This window comes from Blastococcus sp. LR1, from assembly GCF_020166105.1.
Taxonomy (GTDB): domain Bacteria; phylum Actinomycetota; class Actinomycetes; order Mycobacteriales; family Geodermatophilaceae; genus Blastococcus.
In genome coordinates this window covers 833,863-854,695 of sequence record NZ_JAIUJY010000002.1, presented here as the reverse complement: position 1 = coordinate 854,695, position 20,833 = coordinate 833,863, and the positions used below count along the sequence as shown (strand labels likewise).

At 74.3% G+C, this 20,833-nt stretch carries 20 protein-coding genes and 1 rRNA gene; 8 read left to right on the top strand and 13 right to left on the bottom strand.

Features of this window, described 5'->3' with window-relative positions:
• A 5S ribosomal RNA gene (gene rrf, locus LBW97_RS08760) occupies window positions 1–108 on the top strand; the annotation flags it as partial.
• A gap of 338 nt (window positions 109–446) precedes the next feature.
• On the opposite strand, the gene LBW97_RS08755 is transcribed toward rrf, so the two are convergent.
• Genes LBW97_RS08755 through LBW97_RS08745 form a run of 3 tightly spaced genes read right to left on the bottom strand, consistent with a single transcriptional unit; the run spans window position 447 to window position 2,436 of the window.
• Window positions 447–1,142 (bottom strand): hypothetical protein, encoded by a 696-nt coding sequence (locus tag LBW97_RS08755; RefSeq protein ID WP_224499009.1) that lies wholly within the window; start codon window positions 1,140–1,142, stop codon window positions 447–449.
• Window positions 1,139–2,077, bottom strand: a complete 939-nt coding sequence (locus tag LBW97_RS08750) for an ABC transporter ATP-binding protein (RefSeq protein WP_224499008.1) — start codon at window positions 2,075–2,077, stop codon at window positions 1,139–1,141. The genes LBW97_RS08755 and LBW97_RS08750 overlap by 4 nt, the downstream gene beginning before the upstream one ends.
• Window positions 2,074–2,436, bottom strand: a complete 363-nt coding sequence (locus LBW97_RS08745; protein ID WP_224499007.1) for a GntR family transcriptional regulator — start codon at window positions 2,434–2,436, stop codon at window positions 2,074–2,076. The genes LBW97_RS08750 and LBW97_RS08745 overlap by 4 nt, the downstream gene beginning before the upstream one ends.
• A gap of 157 nt (window positions 2,437–2,593) precedes the next feature.
• Between LBW97_RS08745 and LBW97_RS08740 the strand changes: the two genes are divergently transcribed.
• Window positions 2,594–2,899: a DUF4333 domain-containing protein gene (locus LBW97_RS08740; RefSeq protein WP_224499006.1), complete on the top strand. Its 306-nt coding sequence runs from the start codon at window positions 2,594–2,596 to the stop codon at window positions 2,897–2,899.
• Between the two features lie 68 nt (window positions 2,900–2,967).
• Here LBW97_RS08740 and egtE read toward each other — a convergent pair whose 3' ends face one another.
• Genes egtE through LBW97_RS08725 form a run of 3 tightly spaced genes read right to left on the bottom strand, consistent with a single transcriptional unit; the run spans window position 2,968 to window position 5,567 of the window.
• The gene (egtE, locus tag LBW97_RS08735) at window positions 2,968–4,101 is read right to left on the bottom strand and encodes an ergothioneine biosynthesis PLP-dependent enzyme EgtE (RefSeq protein ID WP_224499005.1); all 1,134 of its coding nucleotides are present in this window, start codon (window positions 4,099–4,101) and stop codon (window positions 2,968–2,970) included.
• Window positions 4,102–4,132: 31 nt separating this feature from the next.
• On the bottom strand, window positions 4,133–4,906 hold the full coding sequence (locus LBW97_RS08730) for an anti-sigma factor (RefSeq protein ID WP_224499034.1): 774 nt from the start codon (window positions 4,904–4,906) through the stop codon (window positions 4,133–4,135).
• Complete coding sequence (locus LBW97_RS08725) at window positions 4,884–5,567, bottom strand: RNA polymerase sigma factor (protein ID WP_224499004.1); 684 nt, start codon at window positions 5,565–5,567, stop codon at window positions 4,884–4,886. The genes LBW97_RS08730 and LBW97_RS08725 overlap by 23 nt, the downstream gene beginning before the upstream one ends.
• 137 nt (window positions 5,568–5,704) lie before the next feature.
• On the opposite strand from LBW97_RS08725, the gene LBW97_RS08720 reads away from it, so the two are divergent.
• Complete coding sequence (locus tag LBW97_RS08720) at window positions 5,705–7,675, top strand: EAL domain-containing protein (RefSeq protein ID WP_224499003.1); 1,971 nt, start codon at window positions 5,705–5,707, stop codon at window positions 7,673–7,675.
• Window positions 7,676–7,709: 34 nt separating this feature from the next.
• Complete coding sequence (locus tag LBW97_RS08715; protein WP_224499002.1) at window positions 7,710–8,177, top strand: DUF309 domain-containing protein; 468 nt, start codon at window positions 7,710–7,712, stop codon at window positions 8,175–8,177.
• Window positions 8,178–8,180: 3 nt separating this feature from the next.
• Here LBW97_RS08715 and LBW97_RS08710 read toward each other — a convergent pair whose 3' ends face one another.
• Window positions 8,181–9,536 (bottom strand): deoxyribodipyrimidine photo-lyase, encoded by a 1,356-nt coding sequence (locus tag LBW97_RS08710; RefSeq protein ID WP_224499001.1) that lies wholly within the window; start codon window positions 9,534–9,536, stop codon window positions 8,181–8,183.
• A gap of 157 nt (window positions 9,537–9,693) precedes the next feature.
• Between LBW97_RS08710 and LBW97_RS08705 the strand changes: the two genes are divergently transcribed.
• Window positions 9,694–10,548 (top strand): Fpg/Nei family DNA glycosylase, encoded by an 855-nt coding sequence (locus LBW97_RS08705; protein ID WP_224499000.1) that lies wholly within the window; start codon window positions 9,694–9,696, stop codon window positions 10,546–10,548.
• A gap of 6 nt (window positions 10,549–10,554) precedes the next feature.
• Here LBW97_RS08705 and LBW97_RS08700 read toward each other — a convergent pair whose 3' ends face one another.
• The 5 genes from LBW97_RS08700 to LBW97_RS08680 all read right to left on the bottom strand — a co-directional run bounded on the left by LBW97_RS08700 (window position 10,555) and on the right by LBW97_RS08680 (window position 17,211).
• Window positions 10,555–11,760 carry an MBL fold metallo-hydrolase gene (locus LBW97_RS08700; RefSeq protein ID WP_224498999.1) on the bottom strand — a complete coding sequence of 402 codons (1,206 nt, stop codon included), beginning with the start codon at window positions 11,758–11,760 and terminating at the stop codon, window positions 10,555–10,557.
• A 136-nt stretch (window positions 11,761–11,896) separates the two neighbouring features.
• Entirely contained in the window at window positions 11,897–14,383 is a 2,487-nt protein-coding gene (locus tag LBW97_RS08695) for an ABC transporter permease (protein WP_224498998.1), read from the bottom strand.
• 4 nt (window positions 14,384–14,387) lie between these two features.
• Complete coding sequence (locus LBW97_RS08690; protein WP_255600727.1) at window positions 14,388–15,146, bottom strand: ABC transporter ATP-binding protein; 759 nt, start codon at window positions 15,144–15,146, stop codon at window positions 14,388–14,390.
• Window positions 15,147–15,340: 194 nt separating this feature from the next.
• Complete coding sequence (locus LBW97_RS08685; RefSeq protein ID WP_224498996.1) at window positions 15,341–16,036, bottom strand: response regulator transcription factor; 696 nt, start codon at window positions 16,034–16,036, stop codon at window positions 15,341–15,343.
• Window positions 16,033–17,211, bottom strand: a complete 1,179-nt coding sequence (locus tag LBW97_RS08680; protein ID WP_224498995.1) for a sensor histidine kinase — start codon at window positions 17,209–17,211, stop codon at window positions 16,033–16,035. The genes LBW97_RS08685 and LBW97_RS08680 overlap by 4 nt, the downstream gene beginning before the upstream one ends.
• A gap of 92 nt (window positions 17,212–17,303) precedes the next feature.
• On the opposite strand from LBW97_RS08680, the gene LBW97_RS19925 reads away from it, so the two are divergent.
• Window positions 17,304–17,432: a hypothetical protein gene (locus LBW97_RS19925; RefSeq protein WP_255600434.1), complete on the top strand. Its 129-nt coding sequence runs from the start codon at window positions 17,304–17,306 to the stop codon at window positions 17,430–17,432.
• A 3-nt stretch (window positions 17,433–17,435) separates the two neighbouring features.
• On the opposite strand, the gene LBW97_RS08675 is transcribed toward LBW97_RS19925, so the two are convergent.
• Window positions 17,436–18,752: a Rieske 2Fe-2S domain-containing protein gene (locus LBW97_RS08675; RefSeq protein WP_224498994.1), complete on the bottom strand. Its 1,317-nt coding sequence runs from the start codon at window positions 18,750–18,752 to the stop codon at window positions 17,436–17,438.
• A gap of 214 nt (window positions 18,753–18,966) precedes the next feature.
• Between LBW97_RS08675 and LBW97_RS08670 the strand changes: the two genes are divergently transcribed.
• Both LBW97_RS08670 and LBW97_RS08665 read left to right on the top strand, forming a co-directional pair.
• Entirely contained in the window at window positions 18,967–20,091 is a 1,125-nt protein-coding gene (locus tag LBW97_RS08670) for a sensor histidine kinase (protein ID WP_224498993.1), read from the top strand.
• Window positions 20,088–20,831 carry a LytTR family DNA-binding domain-containing protein gene (locus tag LBW97_RS08665; protein ID WP_224498992.1) on the top strand — a complete coding sequence of 248 codons (744 nt, stop codon included), beginning with the start codon at window positions 20,088–20,090 and terminating at the stop codon, window positions 20,829–20,831. The genes LBW97_RS08670 and LBW97_RS08665 overlap by 4 nt, the downstream gene beginning before the upstream one ends.
• Window positions 20,832–20,833: the final 2 nt, after the last annotated feature.

The following is a 20,833-nucleotide window of genomic DNA, read 5'->3' as shown; positions in this document are numbered from 1 at the left end:
CATGGCGAGAGGGAAACGCCCGGCAACATTCCGAACCCGGAAGCTAAGCCTCTCAGCGCCGATGGTACTGCCCTGGAGACGGGGTGGGAGAGTAGGACGCCGCCGGACAACCATTCACGAAAGGCCCCCAGCCACCAGGCTGGGGGCCTTTCGTCGTTCCCGGAACATTCGAGCTAAGGCCATAGAGGCCCCCGGATGGCCGGCACCGCTATCTGCCTCTCCGGTGATGGTGGGGCCGTCCCGTGTGAGCGCTGCCAGCGGTGGGACGAGGATGCCCCTCCTGTGGCCCGTTCAGCTGATGGACGAGTCAGGGGTCGCGGGCGGCGGGGTTGTCATGCGTCGCGTCGGTCCGTGCGCGTCGGCCGGGGAGAGTGGCACCGGCATTTCGTCAGGACCCGAAAAGGCCCCGCAGCACCGAGCGCCGCGGGGCCTTCTCTCGCGTTCGGTCAGGGAACGACGCGGCGGATCCCGGGGAAGGACACCAGCGCGATGAGGAGAGCGAGCGCGGCGGGCAGGCCCACCGTCAGCGTCGTCGCCGACTGGTCGCTGAACCAGGTGCCGAGGCTCCCCCAGGCGTCGAGCCAGGTGACCAGGACGGCGAGGCCGCCGAAGAAGACCAGCGATCCGACGATCAGGCCCCAGGTGCCGGCCTGGCCGTACCGCTGGTGCACGACGCCCATACCGATCCCGACGAAGATGAATGCCAGCATCGGGGCACCCGACGTCAGGACCTGCAGGAAGAAGTTGTCCACCTCGAAGGGCCCAGGAGCCCAGTAGTTCAGTCCGCCGCCCCAGCCGTTCGTCGCGTTCTCGATGGCCACGAGCACCGCGATCGCGAGGCCGTAGTACAGCGCCTGGGCTCCTGCGAACAGCGCCGTCCCCAGGTAGAAGGTGCGACGGCTGACGCTGACGCCCATGGCGAACGGGAGCAGGTGGGTGACGGCCTGGACGTAGACGACCAGCACGGTGAAGTAGAGCGCCAGGACTCCACCGGTGAAGCCGCCGTCCTCCTCCCCGGCCGGCGTGAGGTTCCAGATGGCGATGTTGATCGCGAAGCTGATGGCGACGACCAGCCACGGGATGCCGAGGCTGACCAGGGGGTTGATCAGGTGCAGACGTGCCGCCTGCAGGACGCGGGTCATCGGGGGACCTCCTCGAGGTCGGTGGGAGCGGTGGCGGCTGCCGCGCGGGAGGCGGGGCTCTGCAGGCTCATCGCGACGATCAGCTGCTGGAGGTTGGTCGGTTCGACGGTGAGCCCGGATTCGGCGGCCGACCGGCGGGCGGCGGCGTCGGGAACGCGGACGACCGCGCGGGCGTGGCCACCCAGGGCCTCCGTGTGCAGGAGCTGGTGCTGCTGCGCGAATGCCTCCACGACGACGCGGGGGCCGCTCACCGTCAGCGCGCTGTTGCGCAGCGACTCGGCGTCGGCGTCGAGGAGCACGCGGCCCTTGTCGATGAGCAACACGCGCTCCAGGAGCGGGGCGATCTCCTCGATGAGGTGGGTGGAGAGGATGACGGTCCGCGGGTGCTCCGCGTAGTCGGCGATGAGCCGGTCGTAGAACAGCTGCCGTGCCACGGCGTCCAGGCCCAGGTAGGGCTCGTCGAACACCGTGAGCGGTGTCCGTGCGGCAAGACCGATGACGATGCCGACCGCCGAGGTCATGCCCCGGGAGAGCTTCTTGATGTTCCGGTTCGCCGGAAGGTCGAAGTCGCGCATCAGCGAAGCGGCGACGTCGGCGTCCCAGTGCGGGAACAGCATCGCCGCAGCGGTCAGCGCGTCCTTGACCCGGAAGTGATCGGGGTAGCGCTGCCCCTCCTTGATGAAGCAGATGTTCCGGAGGGCGGTGTCGTGCTCGTAGGGGGACTCCCCGAACACCCGGACGGTGCCGCTGGTCGGCACGCGGTGCCCGGCGACCAGCTGCATCAGGGTGGTCTTGCCGGCGCCGTTGCGGCCCAGCAGGCCGGTGATGCTGTCCTTCTCGAACGTCGTCGTGACGCCGGCGAGCGCGGTGTGCTCGCGGAAGCGCATCGTGACGTCCTGCACGGTGGCTGCTGCGGTCGCGGAGCCGGCGGTCATCGGGGGTCCTCCCAGCGGTCGATCATGTCGGTGAGCTCGTGGGGGGCGATGCCGAGCTTCTGCGCCTCGGTCATCAGCGGTCGGACGTACTGGTCGGCGAACTCGCTGCGGCGGCGCTTCAGCAGCTGTTCGCGAGCACCCGGGGCGACGAACATCCCGACACCTCGTCTCTTGTAGAGGACACCGTCGGCCACGAGCTGGTTGAGCCCCTTGGCGGCCGTTGCGGGGTTGATCCGGTGGAAGGCGGCCAGCTCGTTGGACGAGGGGGCCTGGCTCTCCTCGGGGAGGGAGCCGTCGACGATCGCGTTCTCGATCTGGTCCGCGACCTGCCGGAAGATCGGGCCGGCGTCCTCGTTCACGAGGTGGCCCAACAGTCACCAGGGCCCATGCAGTCCCTGGGTTCATTACTCATGTAATGAACCATAGGACCAGGCCGATCCCGCGCGCAAGCGCCTTCCGGAGCGTCTCCCCCGTGCGCGTTACGGTGACGCCGTCGAGTTCACCGCAGGAGGCCCGTTGTCCGGTCGTGCAGGCGCCCTCGTCGGCGCCGCGGCCGTGCTCGCGCTGGCCGGCTGCGGGACCGATCCCGCGACGTCCTCCCAGGTCGCCACGGAGGCGGCGAGGGTGCTCGAGGCGCGGACCGGAGTGCCGTCCGACGTCTCCTGCCCGGACGAGCTGCCCGCCGAGGTGGGGGCGGAGCTCCGGTGCGTGCTGACGCCCGAGGGCGACCCCCAGGAGTACGGGGTGACCGTGACCGTGACGGCGGTCGACGGGAACGTGCTGGACCTCGACGTCCAGGTGGACGACGAACCGACCGGCTGAGGGCGGTTGCCCAGCGCTGCGGCGGATGTCAGAGCGCTGCGGCGGATGTCAGAGCGCTGCGGCGAACGTCAGAGCGCCTCGGCCAGGGCCTCCAGGTCCTCCAGCGCGGTGTCGAGGTGCGGCGAGACGCGCAGCACCGGGCCGGTCATCTCTCCGGGCGCCCGCTCGGGGCCGATCGCGCTCAGCACGATGCCGTGCTCGGTCAGCAGCCGGGTCCGGGTACCGACGACGTCGACCCCGTCCGGCGGCAGCAGCGTCGTGCTGGCGGTCGGCTCGTCGATCGGCTCGACCACCCGCCAGCCGCCGACGCCGTCCAACAGCTCCCGGGTGCACCGGCCCAGGGCGGCGAGCCGTTCGCGCACCGCGTCCGGGCCGGCCGCCAGGTGCTCCCCGGTCGCCACGACGAGGCCGATGCGGCCGGCGACGTGCGCCTCGCCCGACTCGAACGCCCGCAACGGCGGGATGCCCTCGGGTTCGGGCAGCACGGGCACCAGCTCCGCGGCCAGCGCGGGCCGGACGAACAGCATCCCGACGCCGCGGGGGCCGGCCAGCCACTTGCGGGAGGTGCCGACGACGGCGTCGGCGCCGAGGTCGACGTCCACGTGCCCGAGCGACTGGGCGGCGTCCAGGACCAGGGGAACGCCGGCCTCGCGGCACAGGGCGGCGATCTCCCGGGCGGGCTGCAGCAGCCCGCGGTGGCTCCCGATGTGCGTCAGGTGCACGAAGCGCGGGGGATCGGTCGCCAGCAGCCGCGCCACGCCCTCGACGTCGGCCCGGCCGAGCCCGTCGACCGGCAGGGGCTCGGGGAGCAGCCCGGCGGCCCGGAACTGCGCGATGTTCGGGGCGTACTCCCCTGGCAGGCACGCCACCCGGGACCCGGCCGGGAGTCGCCACCCACCGAGGAGGGCGACCAGCGCCGCCTGGGCGGACTCGACGAAGGCGACGTCGGCGGCCGCCATGCCGACCAGTCCGCCGAGGATCGAGCGCCCCTGCTGGAGCAGGTGGTCCGCCGTCGCCTCGGCGACGTAGCCGCCCAGCTCTGACTCGTGCCGCGCGTGGTGCGCCGCGGCCTCGAGCGCCCGGTGCGACTGCCGGCTGGAGGCCGCGCTGTCCAGGTGGCGGCCCGCGGGCCGCGGGCGGACCGCGCGCCAGGAGGCGCCGAGGTCGTCGTGCGGGAGGCGGTCGTCGTGCGGGGCGGTCACGGGATGAACGCTAGGCGACGGCGGTCCGGCCTCAGGTGTCGAGTTCCCCACGGGCCACGGAGATCCCGGAGTGCGTGGGATCCCCGTCCAGCGGCTCGACCGAGACGTCGACGAGCGGGTACTCGCCCAGGTCCAGTCCGGCGGGCAGCTCGAAGGTCTGGGAGCCCGGCCGCAGGACGCCGAGCGGGACCATGTCGACGACCTGGGGCTCGATCAGCCAGAGCTCGTAGTACTCGCCGTCCAGCGCGGGAGCGTCCAGGTCCACCTGGAGCGCGCGCGAGCCGTCCTCGCGAACGAGGACCTCGGCACGGCCGGAGGCCTGCTCGTCGTCGAGCGGGTCGAGGGCGACGGCGGTCAGCGCCTCGGTGCTCTCACCGCTGCGGACCACGGCAGTGACGCCGGCACCGAGCACGGCTCCGGCGACGGCGGCGGCCGCCACCAGGACCAGGCCGCGACGCCGGGTGCGGAACGGGAGGACCTGGGCCCCGCCCGGCGTCTCCTCGGAGGAGGGGCCCACGGAGGGGGCAGCGGCGGAGGGTGCAGCGGCGACGGGCGCGGTCATGCCGGCCGGTGCTGCGGTCACGCCGGTGGCCGCGGCGATCGCGCCCCACACGGCGGGCGGCGGCGTCACGGACGGGCCGGGGTCGGCGAGCTCCGGAACGCTCACCGCCTCCACCGCGCGTCGCAGCGAGGCGACCTCGGCGCGGCAGAGGTCGCACGCGGCCAGGTGGAAGGCGTCGTCGTCGGGCAGCGGCTCGCGCAGCGCGGCGAGGGCGAGCTGCTCAGGCAGGCAGTGCTGCACCATCACCCTCCAATCGGCTCCTCAGTCGTTCCAGCGTGCGGCGGATGTGGGACTTGACCGTGCCCAGCGGGATACCGGTGCGTTCGGCGATCTGGGCGTGGGTGAGGTCGGCGAAGAACGCCAGCTCGATGATCCCGCGCTGCGGCTGGCCGAGACGGTCCAGCTCGTCGAGGACCAGCACCCGGTCTGCGACGACGCTGTCGATCCCCGGCCCCGATCCGCCGAGAGGAGCGGCCTGCGCCTGCGACATGGCGGCGTCGGTCTCGCGGCGCTGTCGCTCCCGGCGACCCCACGCGTCGGCGATCTTGTGCCGGCAGATGCCGACCAGCCACGCCGGCAGCGGTGACTCGCCGGGCCGGAAGCGGGCCCGGCCGGTCCAGGCGGCGATGAAGGTCTGCTGGGTGACGTCCTCGGCGTCCGGGCCGGGACCGAACGCCCGCACCGCCATCCCGTGCACCTGGCCGGACCAGCGCTCGTAGGCCCAGGCCAGGGCCTGCTCGTCGCCGGCGGCGAAGCGCCGGCCGACCTCGGCGTCGTCCGGGTCCACGGCGCCGCGGGCGGCAGCCATGGCGTCGTCGGGCACGACGACGACGCTACTGGTCGGCGCGGGTCGTGCGACCAGCAGCCCGCCCATGTCGTCGTCCTCCCGCTCCGGAACCGTCATCCCTGCTTCGGCTGCGCCGGTCCTCCTGGATGCAGCCCGCTTCCATCCCGATTCGATGGCGCACCATCAAGTTTCGGCGGCATCCCGCCGATGGCATCGGTGGGCACGCGTCCGTCGGCGCCCGGAAGGGACCACCGGTGCGTCGCCTGCTCAGCTCCTGGCGCCTCCTGACGGCGGGGCTCGTCCTCGCCGCGGTGGCCGTCGGCGTGCTCGCGGTGAACCTGCAGCAGTGGGAGCGCCAGCGCGCGTTCGAGCACGCGATCACCGACGCCGGCATCGTCAGCGAGTTGCTCGTGGAGGTCGATCTCCCCGCCGGCGTCGCCCCCACCGCTCTCCCGCCGGAGGTCCTGGCCCGCATCGACCGCGGCGTGACCCACCTGATCGCGGCCGACCGTCTCGTCGGCCTGCAGCTGTGGACCCGCGGCGGACGGTTGCTGTACAGCGACAGCCCGACGCCCGACCTGCTCTCCGCCGAGGAGCAGGCGCATCTCGACGACGTCCTGGCGGGTGACCCGCAGGTCGAGTTCGAGCACGACGCCGGCCGGCCCGCGCCCACGGCGACGGTCCTGATCGCTCCGGACGGCGCGGACGGCCGCCCCGTCGGTCTGGTGGCGGAGATCCTGCTGCCCGAGGACCTCATCGCGGCCCAGCTGCGGGACGCCAGCATCCGGCTGGTCGTGACGGTGAGCCTGCTGCTCGTCGGCATCACCGTCGTCGCCGTTCTCGGCCGGCGGCGGATGCTGCGCCGGGAGCGCCGCGCCCTGCACGACCCGCTCACGGGACTGGGCAACCGCACGCAGCTCGTGCAGCAGCAGCTGTCGGGCACCGTGCGCGGGGTTCCGGAGCGGGCCGCGCTGCTGCTGCTCGACCTCGAGGGCTTCAAGGAGGTCAACGACGGTCTCGGCCACGCGGTCGGCGACCAGCTACTCATCGAGGTGGCCGACGTCCTGCGCTCCGCCGTGCGGGGCGACGACGTCGTCACCCGGCTCGGTGACGACGAGTTCGCCGTCCTCCTGCGCGACGTGCCCGACGGCGCCGCCGCGCTCGAGCGGGCCCGGACGCTCGCCGCCCGCGTGGAGCGACCGTTCGCCGTCGCGGGTGTCAGCCTGGAGATCGGGCTGAGCGTCGGGATCGCGCTCTCCCCCGACCACGGCGACGACGTCGCCACGCTGCTGCGCCGCGCGGACATGACGCTGCACCGCGCCAAGCGCGAGGGGCGCGGCATCCGGCTGTTCGACCCTGCCGACGACTCGCAGGACGGCGCCCAGCTCGAGCTGCTCGCCGAGCTGCGCGGCGCGATCGACGGCGGGGACCTCCGACTGCACTTCCAGCCCAAGGTCGCCCTGCGCACCGGGCGCACGGTGGGCTTCGAGGCGCTGGTGCGCTGGCAGCACCCGGAGCGCGGGCTGCTGGGCCCCGGCGCCTTCGTGCCCGGCGCCGAGCGCACCGCGCTCATGCGTCCGCTGACCGAGTGGGTGCTGGCCGAGGCGGTCCGCCGCTGCGCGGGCTGGCGGGCCGAGGGCTGGGACGTCGACGTCGCGGTGAACGTGGCCCCGGCGACGCTGCTGGACCCCGACTTCCCCGCCCGCGTCACCGAGCTGCTCGCTGTCGAGCAGCTGCCCGGCCACGCGCTGGAGCTGGAGATGACCGAGACCGCCGCGATGGTCGACCCGCAGCGCACGGCGGACACACTGCGCCGGCTCCAGGCCATGGGCGTGCGGGTGTCGATCGACGACTTCGGCGCCGGCTACACCTCGCTCTCCTACCTGAAGACCCTCCCGGTCAGCGCGCTGAAGATCGACCGCGGCTTCGTCACCCACCTGCTGGAGGACACCGCGGACGAGGCGGTCACGCGCACGGTCGTCCAGCTCGCCCACCACCTGGGCGTCACCGTCGTCGCCGAGGGCGTGGAGACCGCCGAGGTCCGGCAGCGGCTGCTGGAGCTCGGCTGCGACGAGGCGCAGGGGTACTTCTTCGCTCGCCCGATGGAACCCGACGCCGTCCTGGGGTGGCTGCGCGACTCGGCCGCCGCGGTCCACGCTGCCGAGGCTCCCCGTCCGGCTCTGCCCTCCCCCAGGCCTCCCGCGCCGCGTCCGTCCGGCCGCTGAGCGCTGCCCGGCTCGTCCGGGGCAGGATGAGCGGGTGCCGGACCGGGATCGCGACGTCGAGGGCAGGGCGCGCAACGCCCGCCCCCGTGACGCCCTGGGCCGTCCGCTCCCCCACGGCACCGTCGGGGAGGAGCGTGCTCCCGAAGGTGTGGTGCGGGAGCCGGCCGTCGCCCTCGCCGAGGCGCAGGCGCTGCTCGACGCCGGGCGCCCCTTCCACGCCCACGAGGTGCTGGAGGACGCCTGGAAGTCCGCGCCCGCCGACGAGCGGCAGCTGTGGCGCGGGCTGGCCCAGCTCGCCGTCGGCCTGACGCACGCCGCGCGCGGAAACGACCCGGGCGCGACCACGCTGCTCGAGCGGGGTGCGGGGAACGTCGGGCCCTACGCCGACCGACGTCCGCACGGCGTGGACGTGCCCGGGCTGGTCATCTGGGCGCAGCGGCTGGCCGCCTCGCCCGCCGGCGGGCGTGATCCGGTGCGGAGCGCCCCCCGCCTCCGCGGCTGACCCTCAGCCCGCGCGGACGCGGGCGTAGCGGTCCAGCGCCACCCGGCGCTCGTGCGCGTGGTCGACGATCGGCTCGGGATAGCCGGCGGGGACGCCGCCGGGCGCGGTCCACGGTTCGTGCACGAAGCGTGGGTCGACGTCGCGCAGCTCCGGAACCCAGCGCTTGACGTAGGCGCCGTCGGGATCGAACTTCTTGCCCTGCGTGACCGGGTTGAAGACGCGGTAGTAGGGCGAGGCGTCGGTCCCGGTGCCCGCGACCCACTGCCAGCCGTGGTTGTTGCTGGCCAGGTCGCCGTCGACCAGGTGGGCCATGAAGTGCCGGGCGCCCAGCGTCCACTCCTGGTGCAGGTCCTTCACCAGGAACGACGCGACGATCATCCGCACCCGGTTGTGCACGTAGGCCTCGCCGAGCAGCTGCCGCATGCCGGCGTCCACGATCGGGAAGCCGGTGCGGCCGGCCTTCCACGCGGCGACCAGCTCGTCGGCGTGCGGGCCGCTGTCGTACCCCATCGCCTGCAGCTCGGGCTTGAGGTACTCCCGGGCGGACTCGGGCCGGTGCCACAGCACGTCGGCGTAGAAGTCCCGCCAGGCCAGCTCGTCGGTGTAGCGGCGCACCGACTCGGTCTGCTCGGCCGCGGCCAGGTCGGCCAGCAGCGTCCGCGGATGGATGCAGCCGTACTTCAGGTAGGCCGACAGGCGGCTGGTGCCCTGGGTTCCGGGCAGGTTGCGCCCGTCGGCGTAGCCGAGCAGCCGTTCGTCGCGGAAGCGCTCCCAGGCCGCTCGCGCCGCGGCCTCCCCGGCCGGCGGCAGCGCGACACCGCCCAGGTCCGGCGCTGCGGGCTGGTCGTCGGAGGGGACGCCGGTGGCCCACCGGACGTTCCCCGGGGAGGCCGCGGGCGCCCGCCAGCCGTGCTCCCGCCAGGCGCGCGCGAAGGGGGAGTAGACGCGGAACGGAGTTCCGTCGGCCTTGGTCACCCGCCCGGGCGTGACCGCGTACGGCGAGCCGGTGCGGACCAGTGGCACGTCGCCCAGGGCGCGCTCGACGGCGGCGTCGCGCTGCCGGCCGTACGGCCCGGCGTCCGCACTGACGTGCACCGACGTCGCGCCCACCTCGGAGACCAGCGCGGGCAGGACGCGGGCCGGATCGCCGGACCGCAGCACCAGGGCGCCACCGAGAGCGGCGTCGAGGGCGGTCAGGCAGTCGAGGAGGAAGCGGCGGCGGGGACCGCCGGAGGGGCCCCACAGCCGGTCGTCGAAGACGAACACGGGGACGACGTCGCCGTCCTGAGCCGCGGCGAGCAGTGCGGGGTTGTCCCGCAGCCGCAGGTCCCGGCGGAACCAGAGCAGCGCGGTGGACACCGGCCGAGCGTAGGAGCGGGCAGGGCGTCGAGCAGCCCGAACCGGCAGGTCGGGCCGAGTGGGGCCCGGAGGCCCCGTGCAGGCACGACGCAGCGGCTTCACGCGACAGGAGGACAGCACGTGGTCGCGGGGTCGTCCGGAGGACGACAATGACCCGATGCCGGAGCTGCCCGAGGTGGAGGCGCTGGCGGCGTTCCTCCAGGAGAACGCCGTCGGCCACGTGCTCGCGCGCGCGGACCTGGCCGCCGTCCAGGCGATCAAGACCTTCGATCCGCCGCTGTCCGCGCTGGCCGGGCTGGAGATCACCGGCGCGGGCCGGCACGGCAAGTTCCTCGACCTCGACGTCTCCGGCGTGCACCTCGTCGTCCACCTGGCGCGGGCCGGGTGGCTGCACTGGCGGGAGAACCTGCCTACCGCGCCACCGAAGCCGGGCAAGGGGCCGCTCGCGCTGCGCGTGCACCTCGACGACGGGAACGGCTTCGACCTCACCGAGCAGGGAACGCGCAAGGGGCTGGCGATCTACGTCGTCCGCTCTCCGTCCGAGGTGCCGGGCATCGCCCGGCTCGGTCCGGACGCGCTGGCCGTGGACCGGGAGGACTTCGCCCGGCTGATGGCGGGGCGCAGCGGACAGCTCAAGGGCGCGCTCACCGACCAGACGCTGATCTCCGGCATCGGCAACGCCTACTCCGACGAGATCCTGCACGCCGCGCGGCTCTCGCCGTTCAAGGGCGCCGACAAGCTCAAGGACGACGAACTGGTCCGTCTCTTCGACGCGATGCGGACGACGCTGACCGACGCGCTGGAGCGCCAGCGGGGACAGAAGGCGGCCACGATGAAGGGCGAGAAGCGCTCCGGGTTGCAGGTGCACGCCCGCACCGGCCTGCCGTGCCCGGTGTGCGGCGACACCGTGCGGGAGGTCAGCTTCGCCGACACCTCGCTGCAGTACTGCCCCACCTGCCAGACCGGCGGCAAGCCGCTGGCCGATCGGCGGATGTCGAAGCTGCTGCGCTGACCCTGCTCAGCCGGGCAGCAGGGAGAGCAGCCGGGTGAACGTGCGCACGAGCACCGAGGAGCGCACGCCGGCGTCGGCGTCCGATCCCTCGGCTGCCGAGCCCACCGCCGTCCACCAGTCGCGCAGCGGCGGGGGGTCGAGCACGTCGATCCGCTCCCCGGGCTGCGGGATGGCGACCTCGATGCCTCGGGGGCCGGCGGCGGCGAGCAGCCGCTGGACCGGCTCGGCCCAGCGGTGGAAGGCGAGGTTGAACGTGGCCCAGTGGATCGGCAGCAGGATCCCGCCGCCCAGGTCGCCGTGCGCCCGCACGGCCTCCTCCGGGTCCATGTGGATGGCGTGCCAGGCGTCGTTGTAGGCGCCGATCGGCAGCAGCGTCAGATCGAAGGGGCCCAGTCGGGCGCCGATCTCGGCGAAGGCGGGGGTGTAGCCGGTGTCGCCGCCGAAGAAGACCCGGTGCCGGGGGCCGATGACGGTCCAGGACGCCCACAGCGTGGTGTCGCGGTAGAAGTAGCGGCCGGAGAAGTGCCGCGCCTCGGTGCAGGTGAGGGTGAGCTCCCCGATGCGGTGCTCGCCGTCCCAGTCGAGCTCGACGATCCGCTCCTCGGGCACGCCCCACTTGCGCAGGTGCTCCCCGATGCCGAGCGGGACGACCCACGGCGCGGACTGCGTGCGCAGCAGCGCCTGGACCGTGGGCAGGTCGAGGTGGTCGTAGTGGTCGTGCGAGATCAGGACGGCGTCCACCGGCGGCAGCTCGTCGAGCTCCATCGGCGGCTCGTGCAGCCGCGTGGGCCCGAACACCGGCGACGGCGAGACGCGGTAGCCCCACACCGGGTCGAGGAGCACCCGCTGCCCGTCGATCTCCAGCAGCGCGCTGGCGTGCCCGAACCAGGTGACGGCGAGCTCGGCGGCGTCGGCAGGGAGCTCGGCGTGCGCGAGCGGGATGGGGTTGCCCGGCAGGCCGACGTGCCGCTCCTCGTGCCACTGCCGGAGCAGCCCGTCGCGGGTGTTGGCGGGGGAGAGCGCCGGCGTCGGGATCCGGTTGTGGAACTTGCCCTCGGAGAACTGCGCGGAGCCGGCCACCACGGGGCGGAGCCGGCGACGGTGCGCGCCGAGGGCCTTCGGAAGGCCCCAGGCGGCGGCGGTCACGAAGCCCACCGGGCCGGCGAGGAGGGTGGCGACGACGGCGGCACGGGGCAGCGAGCGGGACGGCACGGTTCCAGTGTCCCAGGCCCGGCGGTGTGCGGAGCTGCGGAACCCGGATGATCAGGTGACCTGATCATCCGGGGTCCTGGCTCACCACCGACCGTGAGCCAGGACCCGGAACGATCAGGAGACCTGATCACGATGATCAGGCGGCGATGGCGGCCACCGGGGAGGTGCGGGCGGCGCGCCGGGCGGGCAGCACCGAGGCGAGCAGCCCGGCCAGCGTGGCGACGACGACGATGACGGCGATCTGCAGCCACGGCACGTCGAGCACGATGGTGCCGATCTCGCCGAGCACCGAGGCGGCCCCGATCAGCCCGTACGCGCCGCCGATCAGCACGCCCAGCACCGCGGCGACACCGGCCACGAGCACCGCCTCCCACGCCAGCAGCCCGCGCAGCTGACCGCGGGTGAGCCCGAGCGCGCGCAGCAGGCCGTTCTCCTGCCGCCGCTCCACCACCGACAGCGCCAGGGTGTTGCCCACACCGATCAGCGCGATCACCACGGCGATGCCGAGCAGGCCGGTGACGACCAGCAGCAGCGCGTCGAGGATCTCGTCGATCTCGGCCCGCATCGCCACCAGGCCGGTCACCTGGGTGTCGCTCGACGTCTCCGCGACGACGTCGGTGATGCGGTCGACCGCGTCCAGCTGCTGCTCCGGGTCGCTGCCGGCCAGGCGCACCCACACCTGGCCGAGCGTGGCGTCGGGCGCCAGCGTCCGGAGCTCGGCGGTGTCCAGCAGCAGAGGGTTGTCGGCGTCGATCACCCGAACGGTGAACTCGCGGGCCGGAACCTCCACGTCGGGATTCCCGCCGCCGAGGGCGAGCCGGTCGCCGTCGGCCACGCCCCACGTCTGCGCCAGCCACTCCGGCACCGACGCCTGCCCGGGGCCGGGCAGGACGAGGTCCTCGGTGGAGCGCAGCGCCGCGGCGGCCTCGCTGCGGTCGACGCCGAAGGCGCCGGTCGGCTCGCCGTCGGGACCCGTGACGCTGCCGGCGAGCACCGACGCGGTGCGCTCCACGCCCTCGGTGGCGGTCAGCGTGCTCACCAGCGTCGCCGGGAGGTCACCGGTGAAGCCCTCGACCACGACGTCGGTCGGGAACTCCGCTGCCAGCCCGGCCTGCGCGGTGGCCCGCGTGGACGCCGCTCCCACCACGAACGCGCTGGTCAGCGTAACGCCGATCAGCAGCGCCGTCGCCGTCGCCGCCGTCCGCCGGGGGTTGCGGGTGGCGTTGCCCGCCGCCAGCCGGGCGGGGACCCCGCCCAGCCGCCCCGCCAGCCGGCCCGCGGCCGCCACCACGGGCGGCACGCCGCGCTGGGCGAGCAGGACGACGCCGAGGAAGCTCAGCACGCCGCCCGGGAGCGCGATCAGCACGTCTCCGGCCGTCACGCCCAGCGCCATCAGGCCGATGCCGGGCAGCAGGAGCACCAGACCGAGGACCAGCCGGAGGATGCCCGCCCGGGAGCGCAGCGGCGCCTGGTCCACGGGCCGCAGGGCGGCCAGCGGGGCGACCCGGGTGGCGGCGCGCGCGGGGGCCAGGGCGGCGAGGAACGTGACCAGCGTGCCGACGAGGACACCGGCCAGCGGGGCGTACCAGGGAACCGAGAGCCCGGCGAGCGGGATCGGCGCATCCGCTCCGCCCACGAGTGCCGAGACAGCCGCGGCCAACCCGATGCCGGCGGCCGCGCCGATCGCCGCGGAGACCAGGCCGGTGGCCAGTGCCTCTCCGAGGACGCTGCGCCGCACCTGCCGGGAGGTGGCGCCCACGCAGCGCAGCAGCGCCAGCTCGCGGGTCCGCTGCGCGAGGAGGACGGCGAAGGTGTTGGCGATGACCAGGCCGGCGACGACGACGGCGACGGTGCCGAAGACGAGCAGCACCGCGGTGAGCGCCATCGCGTTGCCCAGCATGTTCGCCGCGGCCTCGTCGGCGCGCTCGGTGCCGGTCAGCACCTCGACCTGCCGGTCGCCCACCGCGGTCGCGGCGTCGGACCGGACCTGTTCGTCACCGACGCCGGGAGCGGCGGCGATCCGCAGCTCCACGGGGTCGATCGCCCCCCACTGCCGGGCCTGGTCGGCGGTCACGAAGGCGCGGCCGTACAGGCCGGCCTGGGGGTCCCCGCCGAGGTCGACGATCCCGGTGACGGTCACCTCGGAGGCGGTCTCCTCCCCGTTCTGGTCGTAGCTGGTCACGGAGAGGACGTCGCCCACCTCGGCGCGGGCGCGCTCGCTGACCGCGACCTCACCGGGCCCGTCGGGCAGTGAGCCCTCGGTCATCCGCTGCCAGCGCAGCGCGGCGTCGTCGGCGACCGATTCGACGAAGAGGTACTGCGAGCCCCCGCGGCCGGGGACGCCGGCCTGGACCGACGTCTCGTACGACGGGGCGACGGCGGCCACCGACCCCAGACCGGAGAGGGCGTCGACGTCGGCGGTCAGGGACGAGCCGTCGGTGGAGGTGACGACCGCCGCGGCGCCGACGTACTGGGCGCCGACGGCCTCCAGCACGGTGCTGCGGGCGGTCGCGTTGAGCACGAGCGTGGCGACCACGAAGCCCACCGCGATGACGATGGCCAGAGTGGAGGCGACCAGGCGCGCGGCGTGCGCGCGCAGCTGGGCGAGCAGGACGGAGCGCATCGCGTCAGGCCCCCAGCCCGCGCAGCGCGTCGAGCACCGACTCGGCGGTGGGGTCGGTCAGCTCACCGGCGAGGAGCCCGTCGGCCAGCAGCACCACGCGGTCGGCGTAGGCGGCGGCGGAGGGGTCGTGGGTGACCATGACGACGGTCTGCCCGGTCTCCCGCACGCTGGAGCGCAGCAGGCCGAGCACCTCGGCACCGGAGCGGGAGTCCAGGTTGCCGGTGGGCTCGTCGGCGAACACGACGTCGGGGCGGGGGAGCAGGGCGCGGGCGATGGCGACCCGCTGCTGCTGGCCGCCGGAGAGCTCGTGCGGCCGGTGGCCCAGCCGCTCGCGCAGACCGAGGCGGGCGACGACGTCGTCGAACCAGACGGGGTCCGGGCGCTGCCCGGCCAGCTGCATCGGCAGGACGATGTTCTCCCGCGCCGGCAGTACCGGCAGCAGGTTGAACGCCTGGAAGACGAAGCCGATCCGCTGGCGGCGCAGCGCGGTCAGGGAGTCGTCGTGCAGCGCGGTCAGCTCGGTGTCGCCCAGCCACACCTGGCCCGCCGACGCGGTGTCCAGGCCGGCGAGGCAGTGCATGAGCGTGGACTTGCCGGAGCCGGACGGGCCCATGATCGCGGTGAACTCCCCGCGGGCGAAGGCGACGTCGACGCCGGCGAGGGCGCGGACGGCGGTCTCACCCTTCCCGTAGGTCTTGCGCAGCCCGGCGGCGCGGACGGCGACGCCCGCCGGTGCGGCCGGCGGCTCGCCGGGAACGGTCATGACGGGAACGGACACGGTGGCCTCCGTGGACAGGTGATCGGGACGAGATCACGCTCTCGCTCGGGGCCGTCCTCCCGCGTCGGAGCAGAGGACGATCTCCGCCGTCATCCCCTGGTCTTACACGGGAGGTGCTGGAACGGCCCCGTCCAGAGGCTCGCCGCGAGCGTGCGAGCGGTGAGGGGGACGGGGTCCTTCTAGGCGTTGCGGAGCAGATCCGCGGGAGCGACCAGGCCGGTCCGGTAGGCGAGGACGACGGCCTGCACCCGGTCGCGCGAGCCGGTCTTGGCCAGCACCCGCCCGACGTGGGTTTTCACGGTCGCCTCGCTGACGAAGAAGTGCGTCGCGATCTCGCTGTTCGACGCACCCAGCGCCATCTGCTCGAGCACCTCCCGCTCGCGCGGGGTGAGCTCGGCGAGCGCCCGGTCGTCGGTGGGAGCAGTCGTCGGCGTCGCGCCCCGCAGCATCGGCGCCACGTGCTGCAGCAGCCGGCGAGTGGAGCTCGCCGCGATCACCGAGTCGCCCGCGTGCACGGTGCGGATCGCGTCGAGCATGTCCTCGGGCGCCGCGTCCTTGAGCAGGAAGCCGCTGGCCCCGGCCCCGATGGCGGCCACCACGTACTCGTCGAGGTCGAACGTGGTGAGCACGACGACCTTGGGCGGCTCGGGCAGCGCCGTCACCTGGCGGGTGGCCTCGATCCCATCGGTGCCCGGCATCCGGACGTCCATCAGGACGACGTCGGCCCGCGTGCGCGCCAGCAGCTCGACCGCGGCGGCGCCGTCGCCGGCCTCCCCGACCACGCCCAGGTCGGGCTGGGAGTCGATGACCATGCGGAACCCGGCGCGGACCATCTGCTGGTCGTCGACGAGGACGACTCGAATCGGTTCGCTCATCGCCGCGAACCGTAGGGCAGGGCGGCGTGCACGCCGAAACCGCCGCCGTGCCGCGGCCCGGCCTCCAGCCGTCCGCCGTGCAGGGAGGCCCGCTCCTGCATGCCGCGCACACCCTGGCCCTGCCCGTCGCTCTCCACGGCGGCGGCGCCGCGGCCGTCGTCCAGCACCGAGAGCTCCAGGGCGTCGGGTCGCCACTGCAGCCGCACCCAGGCGCGCGATGCGGGACCCGCGTGCTTGAGCACGTTGGTCAGCGACTCCTGCACGATCCGGTAGGCGGCCAGCTGCGGACCGGCCGGCAGGGGCCTCGGCTCGCCCTCGATGATGAGGTCGACGTCCAGCCCGCTGGCGCGCACGTCCTCTACCAGGGCCGGGATCGCGGCGACGTCGGGCTGCGGCGCGTACTCCTCGCCGCCGCCCTCGCGAAGCACCCCGAGCAGGGAGCGCATGTCGGTGAGTGCCTGGCGTCCGGTCGCGGCGATCGCCTCCAGGGCGCCGGTCGCCGCCTCCGGATCGGCCTTTCCGGCGTAGCGGCCGCCGTCGGCCTGGGCGATGACGACCGACAGGGAGTGCGCGACGACGTCGTGCAGCTCGCGGGCGATGCGCGCCCGCTCGGTGCTGGCCGCCAGCCGCATCTCCTGGTCGCGCTCGAGCTCCAGCAGCTGCGCGCGCTCCTCCAGCGCGGTCAGCTGCTGGAGTCGGGCCCGGCGCAGGTTGCCCAGCGCCCACGCGGCGACGACCGCGACGCCGATGGCTCCGGCGTTGGCGGCCATGACGAAGACGTCGGAGTAGTCCGAGAAGTAGCGCAGCACGGCCAGGGCCGCACCGAACAGGCCGACCGCCAGCCCGGCCCGGCTCGCCCACCGCGGCGCGTAGGCGGCCAGGGCGTAGACCATCAGCAGCGCCGAGACGTTGGCCGCGAGGAAGGCGGGGAGGAAGGCGACCTCCAGCAGTCCGGCGGCCACGACGACGGCGGCGGCCGGCACCGGAGCCCGGCGCCGCCAGGCGAGCGGGGCGGTGAGCAGGACCCCGACGAGGAACGACTGCCGGGTGCCCGCCCAGTAGGACTCTGCGGTGATGAGCACCGTGAAGAAGAAGACGGCCGCGGCCAGGGCGATGTCGACGGCGAACGGGTGCCCGCGCAGCCAGTCGGTCAGTCGCACGGGGGGCCGGTCCACGGGGTCGACCCTAGGAGGAACGGCGTCCGATCTCGTCGTCCCCTGGGGGGAGATGCGCGTCCACCCGCGGGAGGACGGGTAGGAACCGGCGCATGACCGACGACGAGGGTGGCGACGCCGCCTGCCTGCTCCGCCGCGTCTGCCCGGCGTGCGGCCGGGTCGCCGACGAGGACCCGCCCACGCGCTGCCCCGCGTGCGGGGAGGAGCTGCCGGGGGAGTGATCCTCAGGCGGCCCGCTGCTGCCGGCGCTCGGCGACCATGAAGTCGCAGAGCGCCTCGCGCAGCGCGAGGCCCAGCCGGTCGGCGGGCACGTGCACCTCGTCGCGGAGGTCCAGCGGCAGCCCGGGGACGGCGAGGGTCTCCTGCGAGCGCACGTCCTCCTCGAGGATCCGCCGCTGGAGCGCCACCTGCTCGGCCAGCGAGCGAGGCGTCGGCAGCGGCTGGCCCGGGCCGGCCGAGACGAGCAGGCAGGTGTAGATCCGGGTGGAGTCCAGGTCCTCGGGCTGCAGCAGGTACAGCAGCGTCGTCGCCGCGCCGGAGTCGAGGAACTCCTGCCGCAGGCAGAGCCGGAACGGGGCGCGGAACGTGTAGGTGGTCCGGCGGCGCTGGCGCAGCGGCCGCCCGCCGGTCGTGACCTCCGGGTCGACCGGGTTGTCCACCCACTGCTCCTGCACGCTGCTGAAGCCGCCCGGCTCGCGCACCACCTCGGCGGGAGCCACCTCCGCGCGGTCGGCCGCCCCGATGGTCGTGGCGTGCACGAACGGGCCGTGCGACGCGTCGAGGAAGGTGTCCGCCAGCGGGCCGGCCGGGCCGGGGGAGCGCACCGGCGGCAACCAGCCGGCCACGAAGCGGCGGTCGAAGAGCTCCGGCACCTCGAGCGGGACGTCGGCCGGCTCCGCCGGAGCCAGCCAGATCAGGCCGAGCCGCTCGCGGACGCCGAACACCGCCGGCTCGACGGTCACCGTGCCGGCGGCGTCGCGCGCAAGGTTCCACGTGCAACCGAGCAGCCGGACCGAGGACCAGCCGCCCGGTCGCAGTTCGCGGCTGAGCTCGACCGGGTGCCAGGCGTTCGCCAGGGCCGGCGCCAGGTTGTCGAAGACGGGGCCTGCTGGTCGCGGCAGCTCGGCTCCCGGCTCGGGGCGGAGATCGCCGGCCGGCCGCGGTGGTCCCGACGTCGTCGGTTCCGGCGCCAGCCACACCCAGCCGTACCGCTCCTCGACCGCCCACGGTCCACGGAGGTCGGCCCGCGGCGGAGGGCAGCCGTCGTCGCCGAGCGAGGGCACCGTCGTGCACCTGCCCTCGCCGTCGAACCGCCATCCGTGCGCCGGGCAGATCAGCCGGCCGTCCTCGACGTGCCCGGCGGCCAGGGGGACCAGCCGGTGCGGGCAGCGGGCCGGGAACGCCGTCACCTCGCCGTTCGGGCGCAGCCGGACGACGACGTACGCCGAGCCGGCGGCGCCCACCGGCACCGGCGTCGTCCCCACCTCGGCCGCGCGGACCACCGGGTACCAGCCGGTCGTCCCGCGCTCGGGCATGTCCATGCCGAAGTGCACCAGCCGGGAATTTCTCCGGGGTTACGGCCGTGGGACATGTCCCGCACCATGAGTTCGGGGACACATCACGATCGGGTGGCCCGAGCAGGCGGGCGGGCGTCTACCGTGCGCAGGCTCACCTTTCCCGCTCCAGCGGCGGGCACCGAGACGTGGGGGAGGAGGAACGGACGCCGGGTCGCGAGGCTCCCGGCGCCCGACCGCGATGCGCGATCTCCGGCGGTGGCTGCGCCCGGGCCACCTGGGCACCGAGGCGGAGCTGGCGACCTTCCGCACCCTCCACTCCGCCTCCCGCAGCGCGCCCGAGCTGCGCGAGGGCCTGACGACGGAATCCGCCGAGCGCGCCGTCCGCCACCTGCGTGACCTGCTCGGGGTGCCCGCTGTCGCCCTCACCGACACCGTGACGATGCTGGCATGGGACGGCCGGTTCGCCCATCACGAGCGCGACACGGCGGCCCTCGCCGCGAACGTGCTCGAGTCCGGCGGCACGGTGGTGCGCGACCGGAAGGACTTCTCCTGCACGCACGCCGGCTGTGGCCTGCGGCAGGTGGTCATCAGCCCGCTGGTGGTGGAGGACCGGGTCGTCGGCACGCTGCAGGCGTTCACGTCGTCGGCGTCCGCCGGTCTGGTGCGGGCCGCGACCGAGGTCGCGCGCTGGGTCTCGGGGAACCTGGAGCTGGCCGAGCTCGACGCCTCCCGCACCCGCCTGATGGAGGCGGAGGTCCGGGCGCTGCGGGCGCAGATCAGCCCGCACTTCATCTACAACTCCCTCACCGCGATCGCCTCCTTCGTGCGCACCGATCCCGAGCGGGCCCGGGAGCTGTTGCTGGAGTTCGCCGACTTCACCCGGTACTCCTTCAGCCGGCACGGCGAGTACACGACGCTGGCGGAGGAGCTGCGGTCGATCGAGCGCTACCTGGTCCTGGAGAAGGCGCGGTTCGGCGACCGGCTGCAGGTGACGCTGCGGGTGGCGCAGGAGGTGCTGCCGGTCGCCGTTCCGTTCCTGTGCCTCCAGCCACTGGTGGAGAACGCCGTCCGGCACGGGCTGGAGCGCAAACCGGGGACCGGGAGGGTGACCATCATCGCGGCGGACCAAGCGGGCGAGTGTCTGATCACCGTGGAGGACGACGGCGTGGGTGAGGATCCGGAGAAGGTGCGGCGGGCGCTCGCCGGCGACGCCTCCGACGACTCGGTCGGCCTGGGCAACGTCGACGCCCGCCTGCGCACCGCCTTCGGCGACGACTACGGCCTGGTGGTCGAGACCGGTCCGGGCGCGGGGACCAGGGTGCTCGTGCGGGTGCCGAAGTTCGCCCACGGGGTGCACCCGTGACAGCCGACCGGCTGACCGTCCTCGTGGTGGACGACGAGCGCCCGGCGCTGGAGGAGCTGCGCTGGCTGCTCGAGCGGGACGGCCGGATCGAGACCGTGCTGACCAGCGACTCGGCCACCGAGGCGTTGCGGTTGCTGCAGGAGCGGGCGGTGGACGCAGTCTTCCTGGACATCCGGATGCCGGGGCTCAGCGGGGTCGACCTGGCGCGGGTGCTGTCCCGGTTCAAGGTCCCGCCGGCGGTCGTCTTCGTCACCGCCCACGACGACCACGCCGTGGACGCCTTCGAGCTGGGCGCCGTCGACTACGTCCTGAAGCCGGTGCGCGACGACCGGCTGGCCGAGGCCGTCCGCCGGGTGGTGGGCGCGCGGGCCGGTGGCTCCGCGCCGGCGGACGACGACATCGCCGTCGAGCTGGGCGGGGTGACGAGGTTCGTGCCGCGCTCCAGCGTCGGCTACGTCGAGGCGCAGGGCGACTACGCCCGGCTGCACACCCCGACGGGCAGCCACCTGGTCCGGGTGCCCCTGACCACGCTGGAGGAGGCCTGGAAGGACGCCGGGTTCGTGCGCATCCACCGGTCGCTCCTGGTCGCGCTCCAGCACGTCAAGGAAGTGCGGATGGACGCCGGCCGCTGCACGGTGGTCGTCGGCGGCACGGAGCTCGGCGTCAGCCGCCGGCACACCCGGGAGCTGCGCGATCTGCTGGTGCGCCGGGCGCGGCCGGGCACCTCGGGTCGGGGGTGACC